Raw genomic sequence first — 16,479 nt, 5'->3', positions numbered from 1 at the left:
TTAGGGAATTGATTCTATTTACCTTTTATGCGTGTAATAAATTTTGGTAACCTTCAAAACGGCAATCGCTCACCGCTATATCTCTAACTGTTTTTTGATAATTATAGTTTAAGCTCTACTTTTCCGCTTGATAAAAACGTAACAACTTCATTCTGAATGTCTAACCGCGGAAATTTTTCCGGGCGCCTCGGCTTTATCCTGGCTGCCACCGGATCGGCCATAGGCTTAAGCAACATCTGGCGCTTTCCATACCTGGCAGGACAGAACGGCGGCGCGGTTTTCCTGTTCATTTATCTGCTCTGCATATTCCTGTTCTGCTTCCCCGTGATGGTCGGTGAGATCGCTATCGGCCGCGCTGCTGGCACCGATGCCTACGGCGCCTACACCAAGCTGGGTGGAAAAAAATGGGGCCTGCTCGGCCTCTTCGGTGTGGTCAGCGGTATTTTTATCCTCTCGTATTACAATGTTGTCGCCGGATGGGCTTTCGGATACTTTATCGAGACGGCGTTCGGACCTTTGCTTGAAGCGAATGACTACGGCGCCTTTTTCAGGGAGTTCGTCAACAACATCGGACATAACTTTTTCTATGCCCTGGGATTTTTAGCGCTCACGGGATGGGCTGTGGTCAGGGGCATTCAGAAAGGCATCGAGACTGCAAACCGGATCCTGATGCCTTCCCTGTTCCTGATCCTGTTAGGCCTTATCATCTACAGTCTTACGTTGCCCAACGCTATGGCAGGGATCCGCTTTTATCTTATTCCCGACTTCAGCGAGATCACTGCCCAAACCGTATTCGATGCGTTGAGGCTTTCCTTCTTTACACTTTCGCTGGGCATCGGTGGTCTCATTACGTATGGGTCGTACGTTAAGAAATCTGAAGACATCGTTTATGCTTCGTCTGTGGTAACGTGGGCCGATACCATCGTGGCTTTCCTGGCAGGACTCATGGTGTTTCCGCTGGTGTTTTCCGCGGGGCAATCTCCGGCAGAAGGTCCGGCACTGGTCTTCATGGTGATGCCTGAGATCTTCCAGGGCATGGGTCCCGTCATCGGCAGAATTGTGGGGAGCGCATTTTTCCTGTTGTTGTGCTTCGCCGCCCTTCCCTCCTGCATCTCGCTGCTGGAGCTGCCCGTAGCCTACTTTGTGGATGAGAAAAAGTGGCCCCGCAAAAAAGTAGTGTGGGTGCTCTGTGGCGTCATCTTTCTGATTGGCCTGCCCAGCTTAATGAGCTTTGGTGCGGTACCGGCGCTGAACAAACTGATGTTCTATAAGGAACGCGACTTCCTGACCTTTGTGGCGGATCTCACCGACATCACACTCACCATCGGCGGATGTCTCATGTGCATTTTTATTATCGGGCGATGGAAGCTCTTCAACATGAATGCGGAGCTCACCCAGGGCAACCCCGGTTTCCCGGGATCATTCGCGCAGGCTTACATCAATTTTACCATCACCTGGATCTGTCCCCTGTTGCTGGGTGTGCTGTCAGTGCTCATCATTATCGATAAGTTCTGGGGACTCGACGCAATTAATCTCTGAAACGAAAGGGAGTATTGATTCGGAGTTTCTTCGAATCAATCAAGTTGGGATGAGGTCCACTGTCCACAGACGACGGTCCACCGGCATGCGGAGTAAATCCACAAGTAGATGCAATACTGCACGGCTGTGGTCCGTGGACTGTCGACCGTGGACCGATTGATTACTACTTCGCTAAATACTTCTCTTTCGCCTCTTTCTTGATCTCATCCCATTCTTCTCCCCGGGGAGGGGCGCCTTTCCTGAAAATATTGATCAGCCATTTAACAGTCTCCTTTTTCATGCCGAATTTCTTAACGGCTTCCTCGAAGAACTCGATCTCCTGTTTTTCAACGATATCATCTGCATAGATCATCAGCAGCAGATCATACAGCAGGTTCATTTTATCGTTATGGTTGTCAGGCACGTTTATCTTGTACTTCTCCTTGCTCTCGATCAGCTCTTTCACCTGCCGCTCCTTCAGGCCGTAACGCTTCCCGATCTTGTACAAAAGTTTCTCTTCTTTCTGGTGCACATGACCATCGATCTTGGCCAGCGCCATCAGGTTCTTGATGTGGTTCTTCTTGTAAGTGAGGTACTGGTGTTCGAAAAATCCGATCATAATTTAAGGCATTAAGGAATTAGGCGTTTGGCATTGGAGTTAGCCATGCACCAGGTAAAGGTAACGAACTTTTGTCAATTGTATTTTTTGTCAACTGTCAACCAATCACTCCACCCAGTCCGCTACAAACAAATTGGTGTTCCTGGTGCCGCCGTTGTTGCGATTGGAGGAGAAAACGAGCTTCTTCCCATCATATGAGAACATGGGAAATGAATCGAATACACCGTCGTACGTGATCTGTTCGAGGCCGGAGCCGTCTTCGTTGATCATGAAGATGTTGAACTGAAAACCGCGTGTGCCTTTATGGTTGGAGGAGAATAGTATCTTCTTCCCGGAAGGGTGATAGAACGGCGCCCAGTTGGCTTTTCCCAATGTTGTGATCTGTTTCAGGCCAGAGCCATCTGCGTTGCAAATGAAGATCTCCATTTCGGTAGGTGCCACAAGGCCTTGTGCCAGGTAATCGCGATATTCTTTCTTCTGCTCTTCCGTTTTGGGGCGTGAGGCGCGAAAAACGATCTTCGATCCGTCGGGAGAGAAGAATGCACCGCCATCGTAGCCCAGCTCGTGCGTGATCTGCTTCACGTCGGAGCCATCGATGTTCATGGTGTACAGGTCGAGATCGCCATTGCGTGTGGAGGTGAAAACGATCTTGTCACCTTTGGGCGAAACTGTGGCTTCGGCATCGTAGCCCTTTTCTTTCGTCAGCTGTTTACGGATCTTGCCTTTGAGGTCGGCTACAAAAATATCGTACGTGTCGTAAATGGGCCACAGGTATTTGCCCCCGGGTTTGCGTTCAGGTTCTCTGGGACACTCCGCACCGCCGAGGTGAGTTGAAGCATACACAATGGTCTTGTCTCCGGGAAGAAAGTACGCGCAGGTGGTCCTCCCCTGCCCGGTGCTGAGCATCTGTGGTTTTTTGTTGGCCAGGTCGTCGCCCGCTATGGAAGTAAAAAAGATCTGATCACATTTGAGTCCCCACGCCGGGTTGTTGGACTGGAACACGAGTTTCGAATTATCAAAGCTCCAGTAGGCTTCAGCGTTGTCGCCGCCAAACGTAAGCTGGCGCATGTTAGCCAGGTGCTTTTCTTCCGAATACTGCAACGGTGCCTCCTGAGCATAGAGGCTGGCAACAAATAAAGCGGGGATAACGAACAGGAATTTCTTCAGCATGGGGTCAATAAACTTTGCGGCGAAGATACATTAAAATCAGGCAGCGGCCACGGACTCCTGCTCTTTCAGGGCACGCCTGAGTATTTTGCCCACATTGGTCTTCGGAAGCTCTTTTCTGAACTCCACATGTTTGGGCACCTTGTAGTTGGTGAGGTTCTCGTGGCAGAATTTCAGGATCTCTTCCTGCGTAAGGCTCTGGTCGCGTTTCACAATGAAGACCTTGATCACTTCACCTGACTTGGCATCCGGAACACCGATCGCTGCTACTTCCAGCACTTTAGGATGTCCCGCGATCACGTTCTCGATCTCGTTCGGGAAAACATTAAAGCCCGAAACCTTGATCATATCTTTTTTGCGATCCACGATCTTGAAGAATCCATCTTTATCCATCTGTCCGATGTCGCCGGTCCTGAACCATCCGCCGGGGAAGAAGACGCCGGTGTTGTCTTTATTCCAGTAGCCTGACATCACCTGCGGTCCGCGTGCACAGATCTCGCCGCTCTCTCCCTGTGGCACCTGGTTGCCGTTGTCGTCGAAGATGCCCACTTCAGTACTGGGCATGGGGATACCGATGGTGCCTGGTCTGTGTTTGCCATCGAGCGGATTGCAGCACAACACGGGAGAAGTTTCGCTCAGTCCGTAACCTTCTAACAGCGGTGAGCCGGTCACTTCTCTCCAGCGTTTGGCCACCACATCCTGAACGGCCATGGCGCCACCTACGGCACCTTTGAGGTGAGAGAAATCAAGCTCTTTGAAACCGGGTGTGTTCAGCAGTCCGTTGAAGAGTGTGTTCACACCGGTCATGATCGTGAACTTGTGCTTCTTCAATTCTTTTACAAATCCCTTCATGTCGCGCGGATTGGTGATCATCACATTTTTCACACCGGTGCTGAACATCAGCAGTCCGTTGACGGTGAGTGCAAAAATGTGATACATGGGAATGGCCGTGATGATGATATCTTCCTTGTCAGCCCGCATGTATGGCTGAAACCAGTAGCGGATCATGGCGTTGTGCGCGATGAGGTTGCCGTGCGACAGCTGCGCTCCTTTGGATATGCCGGTAGTGCCACCGGTATATTGCAGCACCACCAGGTCATTGACTGATACTGTGGGCTTCTGAAGCTGCAGGCCTGCGCCCTTCTTCAGCGCATGTTTGAAGGAGATCGCGCCAGGGAGGTTGTACGCAGGAACCATCTTCTTCACGTTCTTCACTACAAAATTCACAAGCGCACCTTTGAAACCTCCCAGCATATCGCCAAGCTGCGTGACGATCACGTGCCTGATCTGTGTATGTTGAATGATCTTTTCAAGGTTACTGGCGAAGTTGGCTACGATCACAATGGCAACGGCACCGGAATCCTTGAACTGGTGCTCCATTTCGCGCGGTGTGTATAACGGGTTTGTGTTCACAACGATGAGGCCTGCGCGAAGGGCTCCGAGAAATGCGATGGGAAACTGCAGCAGGTTGGGCATCTGTATGGCGATGCGCTCTCCCTTCTGAAGTTTAAGATCCTGCTGAAGATAGGCGGCAAAGTTCCGGGCCAGCTCATCCACCTGTGCGAAGGTGAGTGTGGCGCCCATGTTCTCGAATGCAATTTTGTCTTTGTATTTTTTACAGCTCTCGTCGAAGATCTCCGTTACAGAATTGTATTCATACAACTTTACTTCATTGGGGACGCCTGCCGGATAACTCTTATACCAGGGAAAATCTTTCATAAGGTGCAGATTAATGCATGAATTAGTCAGTTCAAAGCAAACGATTGTTTGCCAGCAAATCAATAGGCGGGGGAAAAAGCCGTAAAAAAATAAACCCACTTCGTCAGATCCCTATCATAACAAAGTGGGTAGCTCTAATAACTCATTAACCTAAACTGAGCTGCTGTAGGAGAAGGGGTCGAACCTTCGCAGAGTGGTTAGGTAAAACCTGATCCTGGTAGTTTAGTGTATCAGGATCAGGAATTTACTTTATTCCTCATCTCCACCCTTCTGATACAAAGAAGGGCTTGTCTCCATCCCGATGAGCTATCGGGCAACAATCCTACAATTATAAAAACCAGGTCGTCTATCTGGTCATAAATCATGTCCCGAAAACCGGGACTTCATGGCTGTAGAGGGAGGGCTCGAACCTCCACGGGGAAGTTAGCTACAGGACAGAAAAAGAACATTTAGTGGTCAATCCGTTATCCTGCGTTTATCCCTTGCTCCCCACCCCCGAGACAGGAGGGTATGTCTGCCAATTTCACCACCCTACAATTTTATGTTTTCACTTTACCAGGCGGTATGTCTGCCATCCCGATAACCATCGGGATCACCACCCTACAATGAATATTGTTGATGAGGTCTTGAAACCATCTGTTCCGAGACTTTGCCCCGGATATGAAGCCGGGAAAATTGCTGTAGGGGAAGGGGTCGAACCTCCACGGAGCGGTTAGGTATGACCTGATCCCTGTCCGGTAGCTTAATCGGTACTAGGATCGGGGCGCATGCTTTATCCCGTGCTCTCCACCCTCGAGACCGGAGGGCTTGTCTGCCAATTTCAACACCCTACAATTTATTATCTTTCAATTTGAGAGGTTGTGTCTGCCATCCCGATAGCCATCGGGATCAACACCCTACAATTTATTTCGGTGTCTAGGATGTGTCTGTTACCCCGAGCGACCGGGACCCACACCCATCAATATTTCAATTTTTTTGAATCCCGGCTGCCGTTTGCGTCCGGTTGATTGTAAAATCTTTAACAAAGTAACATCAACACTACCTATTGGAACAATAAATCCACCTAATAATTGTATATTTTTTAATTATTATTAGTATTTTTGAATACTAAACAAAAACCAGATTTCGTCATGGCCGAAAATTTGAAAGTTGACAATGTCGACCTGAAGATCCTTGAGATCTTGATGCAGGATGCCAAAAAGCCTTATACAGAAGTTGCCAAAAAAGCCTTTGTTTCAGGCGGAACCGTACACGTGCGCATGAATAAGATGGAGGAAGCAGGTATCGTAGAAAAAACCACCCTCAAGGTCAATTACGCCAAGCTTGGATATGATATCACCGCCTTTATCGGCATTTTTTTACAGAAAAGTGCGCTTTACGACCAGGTAATGGCCACCCTCAAAGCCATTCCGGAAGTGACCAACATCCACTATACAACCGGCAATTACAGCATGTTTGTGAAAATCCATTGCAAAGACACTAACCATCTCAAACAGGTGCTTCACGATAAAATACAGCAGGTTGAGGGCATCGAACGAACGGAGACCATGATCTCGCTGGAAGAAAGCCTCGACCGCAGCCTGAATCTGATTCAATGAATCAATAAAAAGACGCCCGCTGAAACGGCTGCATGAGAAAACTGGTTTTAGTACTGATTATAGAGGTGGTCTATAACGATTTCGAAAAGTTCTATTGGTAAATACAGGGCCGGGAGAACCTTAAAATCAGCATTTTGTTATAGCTTTGTAAGTTAATTTAAAATTAGTCTAAATAGACTACGAATGAGTAAAGACAATCAGGTTTTAGAGGAATTAACATCCAAGGAATATGAGCACGGATGGACCACCAACATTGAAACCGAATCGGCTCCGAAAGGTCTCAATGAGGACATTATCCGTTTCATATCGGCCAAGAAAAACGAGCCTGAATGGCTCCTTGAGTGGCGTTTGAGCGCCTATAGGCAATGGACCAAAATGAAAGAGCCTAAATGGCCCAATGTTACTTATCCTCCCATCAACTACCAGGATGTGATCTACTATTCAGCGCCCAAGCAAAGCGCGAAGGCAAAAAGCCTGGAAGACGTAGATCCAGAGCTGATCAAAACCTTTGAAAAGCTGGGCATCAGCCTGACTGAACAAAAGCGGCTGACAGGTGTGGCCGTTGATGCTGTGATCGACAGCGTTTCCGTAGCTACCACTTTCAAGGAAACACTCGGCGAGCTGGGGATCATCTTCTGTTCCTTCAGCGAAGCCGTTCAAAAACATCCTGATCTCATTAAGAAATACATGGGCTCTGTAGTGCCCGTAAATGATAACTATTTCGCTGCCCTGAACTCAGCCGTATTCACTGACGGTTCCTTCTGCTACATACCGAAAGGTGTGCGTTGCCCGATGGAGCTTTCAACCTACTTCAGGATCAATGCCGCGAACACCGGACAGTTTGAAAGGACGCTGATCGTTGCCGACGAAGGCTCATACGTCAGTTACCTCGAAGGCTGCACCGCTCCCCAGCGCGATGAGAATCAGCTGCACGCTGCCGTGGTAGAGATCTATGCCATGAAAGATGCGCAGGTGAAATACTCAACGGTGCAGAACTGGTATCCCGGCGATAAAGAAGGCAAAGGCGGCATTTACAACTTTGTAACCAAACGTGGCCTTTGTGCCGGCGATGGCTCCAAGATTTCATGGACGCAGGTTGAGACTGGCTCGGCCATCACCTGGAAATATCCTTCCTGTGTGCTGAAAGGCGACAACTCTGTGGGCGAATTCTATTCAGTAGCAGTAACCAACAATTACCAGCAGGCTGATACCGGAACGAAAATGATCCACATTGGCAGGAATACCAAATCGAGGATCGTATCAAAAGGTATCTCGGCCGGTCATTCACAGAACAGCTACCGCGGCCAGGTTCACATCATGAAACGCGCCGAAGGAGCACGCAACTTCTCACAGTGCGATTCGCTGCTGATGGGTGACAAATGCGGCGCCCACACGTTCCCTTATATCGACGTTGAAAACAAATCGGCCAAGATCGAGCACGAAGCAACTACTTCGAAGATCGGCGAAGACCAGATCTTCTATTGTTTACAACGCGGCATCGACGAAGAATCGGCCGTTGCCCTCATCGTGAACGGGTATGCAAAAGAAGTATTGAATCAGCTGCCGATGGAATTTGCCGTGGAAGCACAGAAGCTGCTGGCATTGACCCTTGAAGGAAGCGTGGGGTAAACAGTTAGAAGTTTAAGATTTAAAGTTTAAAGTTGGAGATAGGAATATGTTATCAATAAAGAATTTACAAGCGAAGATCGACGATAAGCAGATATTGAACGGTATCAACCTCGAGATAAAGGCTGGTGAAGTGCATGCCATCATGGGCCCGAACGGTTCCGGCAAAAGCACGCTGGCTTCAGTGCTCGCGGGCCGTGAAGAATATGAAGTGCTGGGTGGCGAAGTAGAGTTTCTCGGCAAAGACCTGCTGGCGCTCGAGCCCGATGAAAGGGCACGCGAAGGCGTATTCCTGGCGTTCCAGTATCCGGTGGAGATCCCGGGGGTGAGCACCATCAACTTTATGAAAACGGCGCTGAACCAGATCCGCACACACCGTGGCCAACAGCCTTTGGATGCTGTGTCGTTCCTCGGGTTGATGAAAGAGAAAATGAAGCTGGTGGAGATCGACCAGTCGCTGCTGAACCGTGCGCTGAATGAAGGTTTCTCTGGCGGTGAAAAGAAACGCAACGAGATCTTCCAGATGGCCATGCTCGAGCCGAAGCTGGCGATCCTCGATGAAACCGACTCAGGCCTCGATATCGACGCTTTGAAGATCGTAGCCAATGGCGTGAACAAGCTCAGGTCAAAGAACAATGCTGTGATCGTGGTAACACACTATCAACGCCTGCTGGAATACATCGTTCCTGATTTTGTACATGTGCTCTACAAAGGCAAGATCGTAAAATCTGGCACCAAAGAGCTTGCGCTGGAGCTCGAAGCCAAAGGTTATGACTGGATCAAGGACGAAGTGTCGGTAGCTTAACCTGTTGAAGCCATGAGCGTGACTACTACAGATAACCTTACCGGACAAATCGTATCCGCAGTTCAGCAAAAGATCAATGTCAAGGCCGACCCGCTGCGAAACGAAGCCCTGCAGATTTTCCAGGAGCTGGGCCTGCCGGCACCTAAGCACGAAGAATACAAGCACACGCCGATCGCGCGTTACCTTGAGAAAAATTTCAGCTTCGCTGCCTCCCCTGCATCCGGACCGCTGGCCGATATAAAAAGATTTTTTATTCCCGGTGTTGATGCGAATGTGATCGTCATGATCGATGGCGTTTTTTCACAAGCGCACAGCCGGGTGATCTCTCCTGAAACAGAGATAAAAATTCAGTCGCTGGGCGAAGCGCTGGCTGCTAAAAATCCGGTGGCAACGCAGCACTTTGCAAAATACCTCGACATCAGAAACAATTCACTGGCCGCCTGGAACACGGCTGCCTGGAACCAGGGAATATTCATCCATGTGCCTGATAACAAGGTTGTGGAAACTCCGGTGATCATTTACTATATCAGCAATGCTACTGCCGGCGAAAATATTGTGGTTAACCGCAATCTGATCGTAGCCGGAAAAAACAGCCAGGCTACCGTGGTGGAGAAGTTCGATTCAACCGGCAGCGCCAATCATTTTACGAACCTGGTAACGGAAGTTTTTGTGGATGAGAATGCGGGGCTCGACCTGTACTCCATACAGCACGATCTCAATAACCGGTTCCAGCACAACATCACGGAGATCTTCCAGAAGAACTCCAGCCGCGTGAATACGTTCACATTCACCCTGCAGGGTAAATTTTTCAGAAATAATCTGCACCTGGCGCTGGATGGCGAGGGCATTGAATCGCACATGTACGGCTTGTACCTGCTTAACAGCGATACACTGGCCGATAACCATACCGTGGTTGACCACAAGAAGCCGAATTCGTTCAGCAACGAGCTGTATAAGGGCATCATGGATGAGAGCTCCAAAGGTATTTTCAATGGCAAAATATTCGTGCGGCCAAACGCTCAGAAAACAAATGCATTCCAGGCCAACCGCAATATTCTGCTCACGGATAAGGCTACAGTGAACACCAAACCTCAGCTCGAGATCTGGGCTGACGACGTCAAGTGCTCGCATGGATGTACCACCGGTCAGCTCGACGAGGAAGCGCTGTTCTACCTGCAGTCGAGGGGCATCAACAAAGACACCGCCCGCGCCATGATGCTGTACGCCTTCGCGGGTGAAGTGCTCGATTATGTAAAACATCCGCAGCTGAAAGACTACCTCGATTCGGTTATCAGTGACCGCCTTCATAAAAACTTTTAAGTATGGCTACTTCATCACCCGCAACAGCAACCGCTGCCCTTAACGTGGAAAAGCTCCGGGCCGAATTCCCGGTGCTCCATCAGCAGGTAAACGGTCGCGACCTGGTTTATTTCGATAACGCAGCAACCAACCAGAAGCCAAAGCGGGTAATCGATGCACTGGTGGGATACTACACAGGCTACAACGCCAACATTCACAGAGGCATTCATACGCTGGCAGAGAAGGCAACCAAAGCGTTTGAAGAAACGCGTCATACCGCCAAGGTTTTCATCAACGCACCCTCGGCAGAAGAGATCATCTTCACCCGTGGTGTTACCGAAAGCATCAACCTGGTGGCCGCCACGTACGGAAGAGCTTTTGTCAAGGAGGGCGATGAGATCATCATCTCTAACCTGGAGCATCATTCCAACATTGTACCATGGCAGCTGGTATGTGAGGAGAAGAAGGCCAAGCTGAAAATAATTCCTGTAAGCCAGGACGGTGTGCTGAACCTGGAAGCTTACAAGACCCTGTTGTCACCCAGGACCAGGATTGTTGCCGTGAACCATGCTTCAAACAGTTTGGGCACGATCAACCCGGTGAAAGAGATCATCCGGCTGGCACACGAGGCTGGCGCGGTGATTCTGATCGACGGCGCACAGGCCGGCGCGCATCTTCCCATCGACGTTCAGGACCTCGACTGTGATTTCTACTGCCTCTCATCGCACAAAATGTTCGGTCCCACCGGCACAGGGATCCTGTATGGCAAACGCGCGCTGCTCGAGAAGATGCCTCCCTACCAGGGCGGTGGCGAGATGATCAAGGAAGTGACCTTTGAAAAAACTACTTACAACGATCTCCCCTACAAGTTCGAAGCTGGAACACCTAACATAGCCGATGTGGTGGCATTCCGTCATGCGATGGAATTCATCAACGAGCTCGGCAAGGAGAACATTGCTGCGCATGAGCACGAGCTGTTGGTATATGCCACGGAGCGTGTCTCCAAGCTGAAAGGTGTAAAAGTGATCGGGCAGGCGAAAGACAAGGTTGGTGTTTTATCATTTACCGTTCAGGGTATTCATCCTTTCGACATCGGGCAAATGCTGGATGCGCGTGGCATTGCGGTGCGTACGGGTCATCACTGCACGCAGCCGCTGATGGAATGCCTGGGCATTGAAGGAACTGTAAGGGCCTCGTTTTCGGTTTATAACACAAAGAAGGAAATCGACCAGCTGGTTGAGGGATTGGAAAGAATTATTAATTTCATGAAGTGATCGTCAAAGGATTTCGGTCCCGAAAAAAATCACAAGTAGCATGAAATTGATAGTAAACAAGACCCACTCCACCATGAAAAACGAAGGAAAGATCCTCGAATTGCTGGCCGACATGGCCCTGAAACAAGACCATATGGTTGAAGAGCTTCGCACTGTGAAAGAAGACCTCAGCAATGTGAAGTCGGAAATAAGCAAGCTTAACGCGGGAATGACCCGGGTTAACTCCGAAATAGTCAAGCTTAACTTACAGACATCGGAAAATACACGCGCCATCTTCAAGCTATCAGACAAGGTAGAGCTACTGGTGGATCATGAGAAACGAATTTCAAAACTGGAGAACATAGTTCTTAAGTAAACATGGACAAACGGGCAGGGATCATGAAAGAAATCATTTCTTACCAAACCAACTCCACCATGAAAAACGAAGAAAAGATCCTCGAGCTATTGGCTGAATCCCTCAAAGGCCAGGACCGTATTGTTGCCAGGCTTGACGTTATGGACTCCAGACTGGACAACGTGGAAACCAAGCTGGGAAACCTCGAAAAAAGAACCGACCGGATTGAAGACCAAATGGTAAAGCTGAATCTTCAAACCGTGGAAAACACAAGAGCGATCTTTAAGCTTGCTGAAAAAGTGGAGCAGATCGCCGACCTCGGCAACAGGGTAACAAAACTTGAAAAGGTGGTCTACAAATGACGATCAGCCAGACACAAGACGAAATCATCAACGAGTTCTCCCTGCTTGACGGAGACATGGAAATGACCGTCTTCTACATCATGGAGCTGGGCCAGAAGCTGCCCGATATGCCGGAATCAGAGAAGACTGACGATAACATCGTAAAAGGTTGCCAATCGAAAGTATGGCTCACGGCAAAGCTTGAAAACGATAAACTTCACTTCACAGCCGACAGCAATACAGCCATCACAAAAGGACTGGTAAGCCTGCTGATCAGGATCTTTAATGGGCAGACACCCGAAGCAGTTCTGAACGCAGACCTCTACTTCATGAGCCGGATCGGCATGGAACGGTTTATTGGCACGCAACGTTCCAATGGCTTTGCGGCCATGATCAAACAGATGAAACTGTATGCCCTGGCTTTCAAAACTAAAATGGAAGTAAAATCATGAGCGAAACAGCAGAAAATATCGAACAGAAAGCGTCTGATGCGGCAGCGCCAGACCTGAAGGAAAAGGTGATCCAGGCCATTAAAACAGTCTACGATCCTGAAATTCCCGTGGATGTTTACGAGCTCGGGCTTATTTATGAGATCAACCTGTACCCCGTGAACAATGTTTACGTGCTCATGACGCTGACGTCTCCCTCCTGCCCTTCGGCCGAAGTAATACCGGGCGAGGTCGAGCAAAAAATAAAAGCCATTGAGGGGATCAATGATGTGAAAGTGGAGATTACCTTTGACCCGCCCTACTCTCAGGACATGATGAGCGAAGCGGCAAAGCTGGAACTAGGATTTTTATAATTTGTTATATAATTGGTTAATTTATAAACGACTATGTATCCTGAACAATTAGTAGCCCCGATGCGCGCCGATCTGACAAGTGCCGGGTTTACAGAACTTAAAACTTCCCAGGACGTTGAGGACCACCTCAAGCATAAAGGTACAACGCTGCTGGTGATCAATTCCGTTTGCGGCTGTGCGGCAGGTGCTGCGCGCCCCGGTGTAAAATGGGCCCTGCAGAATTCAGCTAAAAAGCCTGACCACCTGGCAACCGTGTTTGCCGGAGTAGACAAGGATGCGGTTTCAAAGGCGAGAGAATTTACATTACCTTACCCTCCGTCTTCACCTTCTATTGCCCTGTTCAAGGACGGTGAGCTGTTACACTTTGTGGAACGCCATCACATTGAAGGACGGAACGCCCAGATGATCGGAGCTCACCTCGTTGAAGTGTTCGACGAATATTGCTAAACATCAGACCTAGACATCATCAGATATCGGGAAGGCTGCAGTCATGTGGCCTTCTTTTTTTGTTATTTAACAATTCTTAACAAATGTTCGCGGTATAAAAGGTACACCGTCGGCTAAATTTCCGGCCGGGCCTTTTTACCTTCGTGGGATAAAAGGTATTTAACCGATAAAAAACACATGCGCATTCTGGCTATCACATGTTTGATCCTGATCAGTTCAGGTCTCTTTGCCCAAACCGGCTACAAGATCGGCTTCAAGGTACAAGGCCTGAAAGATACCACGGCCTATCTCGGTTTCTTTTTGCAGGAACGTACTTACATTAAGGATACCGCAAAAGTGAACAGCAAGGGTGAATTCCTGTTCGAAGGACGCACACCCCTCGCAGAAGGCGTTTACTTCCTCGTGCTGAACAATGCCAGGCTCTTCGACTTCATCGTAAGCGCCAACCAGCGTTTTAGCCTGGAAACTTCCACGGAGGACTTCATAAAAAACATGGTGGTAAAAGGTGATGAAGACAACAAGCTGTTCTTCGAGAATATGCTGTTCGTTGCATCCCTTCAGAAAGAAGCCGACCCTTTTGTGAAAATAGTTCAGGACAGCACCCTCAGCGAGGATCAGAAGAAAGCCGCACGCGAAGGCCTGAACAAGATCAACACCAAAGCCAACACCTACAACAACCAGATCATCAGCCAGCACCCGAAAACACTTACCACCCGGTTGCTGAAAATGAATACCCCTGTACATGTGCCCGATCCGCCTAAGAAAGCCAACGGCAACATTGATTCAACCTTCCAGTTCCGGTATTACCGGCAACATTATTTCGACAATTTTGACCTGGGCGACGAAGCCATGCTCCGCACACCCAAGGTCTTCTATGCGGAAAAAGTAAAAGATTATCTCGACCGTCTTTTTGTACAACATCCTGACACCATCACAAAAGCGATCAACAGCCTTGCAGCCATTGCTAAAAGGAACCAGGAAACTTACAAATACCTGGTCTGGAATTGCGTTGTAAACTATCAGAACCCTACCATCATGGGGCTGGATGTGGTGTATGTAAATCTTGTCGACAAATATTTCACTTCCGGTGAAATGGACTACTGGCTCGACAAGAAAACCATCCAGAACATGAAGGAGTATGCCGACAAGCTCAGGAGGGCCACCATTGGAACCGCGGCCCCCAACCTGGTGATGCAAGACCAGAACCTGCAGCCGAAAGCGTTGTACGACCTGAAGAACAAATACACCATCGTTTACTTTTTCAAACCAAGCTGCGGCCACTGCCGTGAAGAAACACCTAAGCTGGTGACTTTTTACAACGCCAATAAAAAACGTTTTAACCTCGAAGTTTTTGCTGTCTCCACCGATACAGCCATGCAGGAGATGAAGGATTTTATCAAGGAAATGAAAACGCCATGGATCACCGTGAACGGCCCCCGGAGCTACCTGAAAACTCATTTCATGAATCTCTACTATGCTGAGACAACCCCCACGGTTTACATCACGGACGACAAGAAGAAGATCATCGCCCGCAGACTCGATGTAGAACAGATCGAGGGATTCCTCGCCAACTACGAAAAGATGGCGGCACAGAAGAAGAAACCGCTATAATCCAAGGTACGAGATACGAGGTACGCAATGCTCTACTAACCTCGTACCTCGTATTTCGTACCTCGTACCTCCTATCCTACTCCGATCGCAGACTTTTTACAGGATCCATTAGCGCGGCGCGAACAGACTGATAGCTGATGGTGAGCACGGCGATGAGCAGCGACACAACACCGGCAAACACAAATATGTCCCAGCCGATCTCCGTTCTGTAGGCAAAATCTTTTAACCATTCCTGCGCCATATACAACGATATGGGTACCGCTATGACGAGCGAGATGACAACCAGCTTCAGGAAATTCACGGTGAGCAGGCTGAAGATATTGTTGATGGAGGCTCCCAGCACCAGGCGAATGCTGATCTCCTTGCTGCGCTGTTCTACCATAAAGGCAGAGAGCGCAAATAATCCAAGACAGGCTACGATGATGGCCAGCACGGCAAAGCTGCTGAAGATCCTGCCCACGCGGTCTACATCATCATACATGCGTGCATAACTTTGATCAAGAAAAGTATACCGCACGGGCTGGTTCGGCGAGAATGTTTTCCATACTTCCGACACCGCTTCGATGAGGCGCGGCATGTCTGCAGTGCTCACCTTTACCGACACGGTCTGCGGGCTGCGGCCAATCACCAGCATCAGCGGCTCGATATTTTGCCTCAACGACTCGAAATGAAAATCTTCCATGACACCAATGACGTCATAGGTTTTTCTGCCGTTGGTAACACGTGCACCTACAGTGTTTTTGAGATTCAGCGCTTTCGCAAGGGTGCTGTTGATCACAACGGCCTGTGAGTCGGAGCGAATGGCATAAGAAAAGTCTCTGCCTTCAACGATCTTCAGTCCCAATGTCTCTGCATAATCATGGTCAACCCTCCATTGCTGGCAGCCCACAGACGATGCTTCTTTGGTTTGCCCCTCGAGCCAGACAGGGCTGCCGTTGCGACTGGTGTGGGCTACCGGCAGAAATCCGCTGATGGAAGCGCTTTTTACGCCCGGCACACGCAAAAGCTCTGCCTTGAATGGAATGATCTGTTCCTGCAGCGTGTGTGCACCCTGAAGCAGTAAAACCTGATCTTTATCAAATCCGGTTTTTTTGGTCAGGATGTAATTCATCTGCCGGTTGATCACAAAGGTACCCGCGATGAGCACGATAGACACTGTGAACTGAAAAACCACCAGCACACTTCGGGTAGCGGCGTTTTTGCTTCCACGGCTAACATTTCCCTTGAGCACCTGCGCAGGGCGGAACGACGACAGGTAGAACGACGGGTAAAGTCCTGCCACGAAGCCTACGATCAATGCGCCTGCGCCGAGCATGGGC

General features: G+C 49.2%; 16 protein-coding genes and 1 tRNA gene. 12 read left to right on the top strand and 5 right to left on the bottom strand.

The window, feature by feature from the left end:
- Positions 1-156 precede the first annotated feature (156 nt).
- Complete coding sequence (locus KK083_RS23565; RefSeq protein WP_254168113.1) at positions 157-1,539, top strand: sodium-dependent transporter; 1,383 nt, start codon at positions 157-159, stop codon at positions 1,537-1,539.
- Positions 1,540-1,702: 163 nt separating this feature from the next.
- Here the strand turns inward: KK083_RS23565 and KK083_RS23560 are convergent, their stop codons facing one another.
- The 4 genes from KK083_RS23560 to KK083_RS23545 all read right to left on the bottom strand — a co-directional run bounded on the left by KK083_RS23560 (position 1,703) and on the right by KK083_RS23545 (position 5,559).
- The gene (locus tag KK083_RS23560; protein ID WP_254168112.1) at positions 1,703-2,137 is read right to left on the bottom strand and encodes a tellurite resistance TerB family protein; all 435 of its coding nucleotides are present in this window, start codon (positions 2,135-2,137) and stop codon (positions 1,703-1,705) included.
- 105 nt (positions 2,138-2,242) lie between these two features.
- A complete protein-coding gene (locus KK083_RS23555; RefSeq protein ID WP_254168111.1) occupies positions 2,243-3,307 on the bottom strand; it encodes a TolB family protein in 1,065 nt (354 codons plus the stop codon).
- Between the two features lie 36 nt (positions 3,308-3,343).
- Positions 3,344-5,023 carry an AMP-binding protein gene (locus KK083_RS23550; protein WP_254168110.1) on the bottom strand — a complete coding sequence of 560 codons (1,680 nt, stop codon included), beginning with the start codon at positions 5,021-5,023 and terminating at the stop codon, positions 3,344-3,346.
- A gap of 386 nt (positions 5,024-5,409) precedes the next feature.
- A tRNA-Asp gene (locus KK083_RS23545) sits at positions 5,410-5,559 on the bottom strand.
- A 594-nt stretch (positions 5,560-6,153) separates the two neighbouring features.
- Between KK083_RS23545 and KK083_RS23540 the strand changes: the two genes are divergently transcribed.
- From KK083_RS23540 to KK083_RS23490, 11 genes are all read left to right on the top strand, one after another.
- A complete protein-coding gene (locus KK083_RS23540; protein ID WP_254168109.1) occupies positions 6,154-6,621 on the top strand; it encodes an Lrp/AsnC ligand binding domain-containing protein in 468 nt (155 codons plus the stop codon).
- 183 nt (positions 6,622-6,804) lie between these two features.
- Positions 6,805-8,250, top strand: a complete 1,446-nt coding sequence (sufB, locus tag KK083_RS23535; protein WP_254168107.1) for a Fe-S cluster assembly protein SufB — start codon at positions 6,805-6,807, stop codon at positions 8,248-8,250.
- A gap of 46 nt (positions 8,251-8,296) precedes the next feature.
- Entirely contained in the window at positions 8,297-9,052 is a 756-nt protein-coding gene (gene sufC, locus KK083_RS23530) for a Fe-S cluster assembly ATPase SufC (RefSeq protein ID WP_254168105.1), read from the top strand.
- A 12-nt stretch (positions 9,053-9,064) separates the two neighbouring features.
- Positions 9,065-10,372, top strand: coding sequence for a Fe-S cluster assembly protein SufD (sufD, locus tag KK083_RS23525; RefSeq protein WP_254168103.1), 1,308 nt, complete (start codon positions 9,065-9,067; stop codon positions 10,370-10,372).
- A gap of 2 nt (positions 10,373-10,374) precedes the next feature.
- On the top strand, positions 10,375-11,625 hold the full coding sequence (locus KK083_RS23520) for an aminotransferase class V-fold PLP-dependent enzyme (protein WP_254168101.1): 1,251 nt from the start codon (positions 10,375-10,377) through the stop codon (positions 11,623-11,625).
- Positions 11,626-11,665: 40 nt separating this feature from the next.
- Positions 11,666-11,980, top strand: coding sequence for a hypothetical protein (locus KK083_RS23515; RefSeq protein ID WP_254168099.1), 315 nt, complete (start codon positions 11,666-11,668; stop codon positions 11,978-11,980).
- 23 nt (positions 11,981-12,003) lie between these two features.
- The gene (locus KK083_RS23510) at positions 12,004-12,321 is read left to right on the top strand and encodes a hypothetical protein (RefSeq protein ID WP_254168097.1); all 318 of its coding nucleotides are present in this window, start codon (positions 12,004-12,006) and stop codon (positions 12,319-12,321) included.
- The gene (locus tag KK083_RS23505) at positions 12,318-12,752 is read left to right on the top strand and encodes a SufE family protein (RefSeq protein WP_254168095.1); all 435 of its coding nucleotides are present in this window, start codon (positions 12,318-12,320) and stop codon (positions 12,750-12,752) included. The genes KK083_RS23510 and KK083_RS23505 overlap by 4 nt, the downstream gene beginning before the upstream one ends.
- A complete protein-coding gene (locus KK083_RS23500) occupies positions 12,749-13,102 on the top strand; it encodes a DUF59 domain-containing protein (RefSeq protein ID WP_254168093.1) in 354 nt (117 codons plus the stop codon). Before KK083_RS23505 ends, KK083_RS23500 begins: the two co-directional genes overlap by 4 nt.
- A gap of 33 nt (positions 13,103-13,135) precedes the next feature.
- Entirely contained in the window at positions 13,136-13,549 is a 414-nt protein-coding gene (locus tag KK083_RS23495) for a BrxA/BrxB family bacilliredoxin (RefSeq protein ID WP_254168091.1), read from the top strand.
- Positions 13,550-13,726: 177 nt separating this feature from the next.
- The gene (locus KK083_RS23490; RefSeq protein ID WP_254168089.1) at positions 13,727-15,160 is read left to right on the top strand and encodes a TlpA family protein disulfide reductase; all 1,434 of its coding nucleotides are present in this window, start codon (positions 13,727-13,729) and stop codon (positions 15,158-15,160) included.
- Positions 15,161-15,236: 76 nt separating this feature from the next.
- On the opposite strand, the gene KK083_RS23485 is transcribed toward KK083_RS23490, so the two are convergent.
- Positions 15,237-16,479 (bottom strand): ABC transporter permease (locus tag KK083_RS23485; RefSeq protein ID WP_254168087.1); only part of this gene is annotated, 1,243 nt, incomplete at its 5' end.

The sequence above is a fragment of the Chryseosolibacter histidinae genome (assembly GCF_018598225.1).
Taxonomy (GTDB): Bacteria; Bacteroidota; Bacteroidia; order Cytophagales; family Cyclobacteriaceae; genus Chryseosolibacter; species Chryseosolibacter histidini.
Note: the sequence above shows the minus strand (reverse complement) of the source record. Positions and strands in the feature narration are given on the sequence as shown.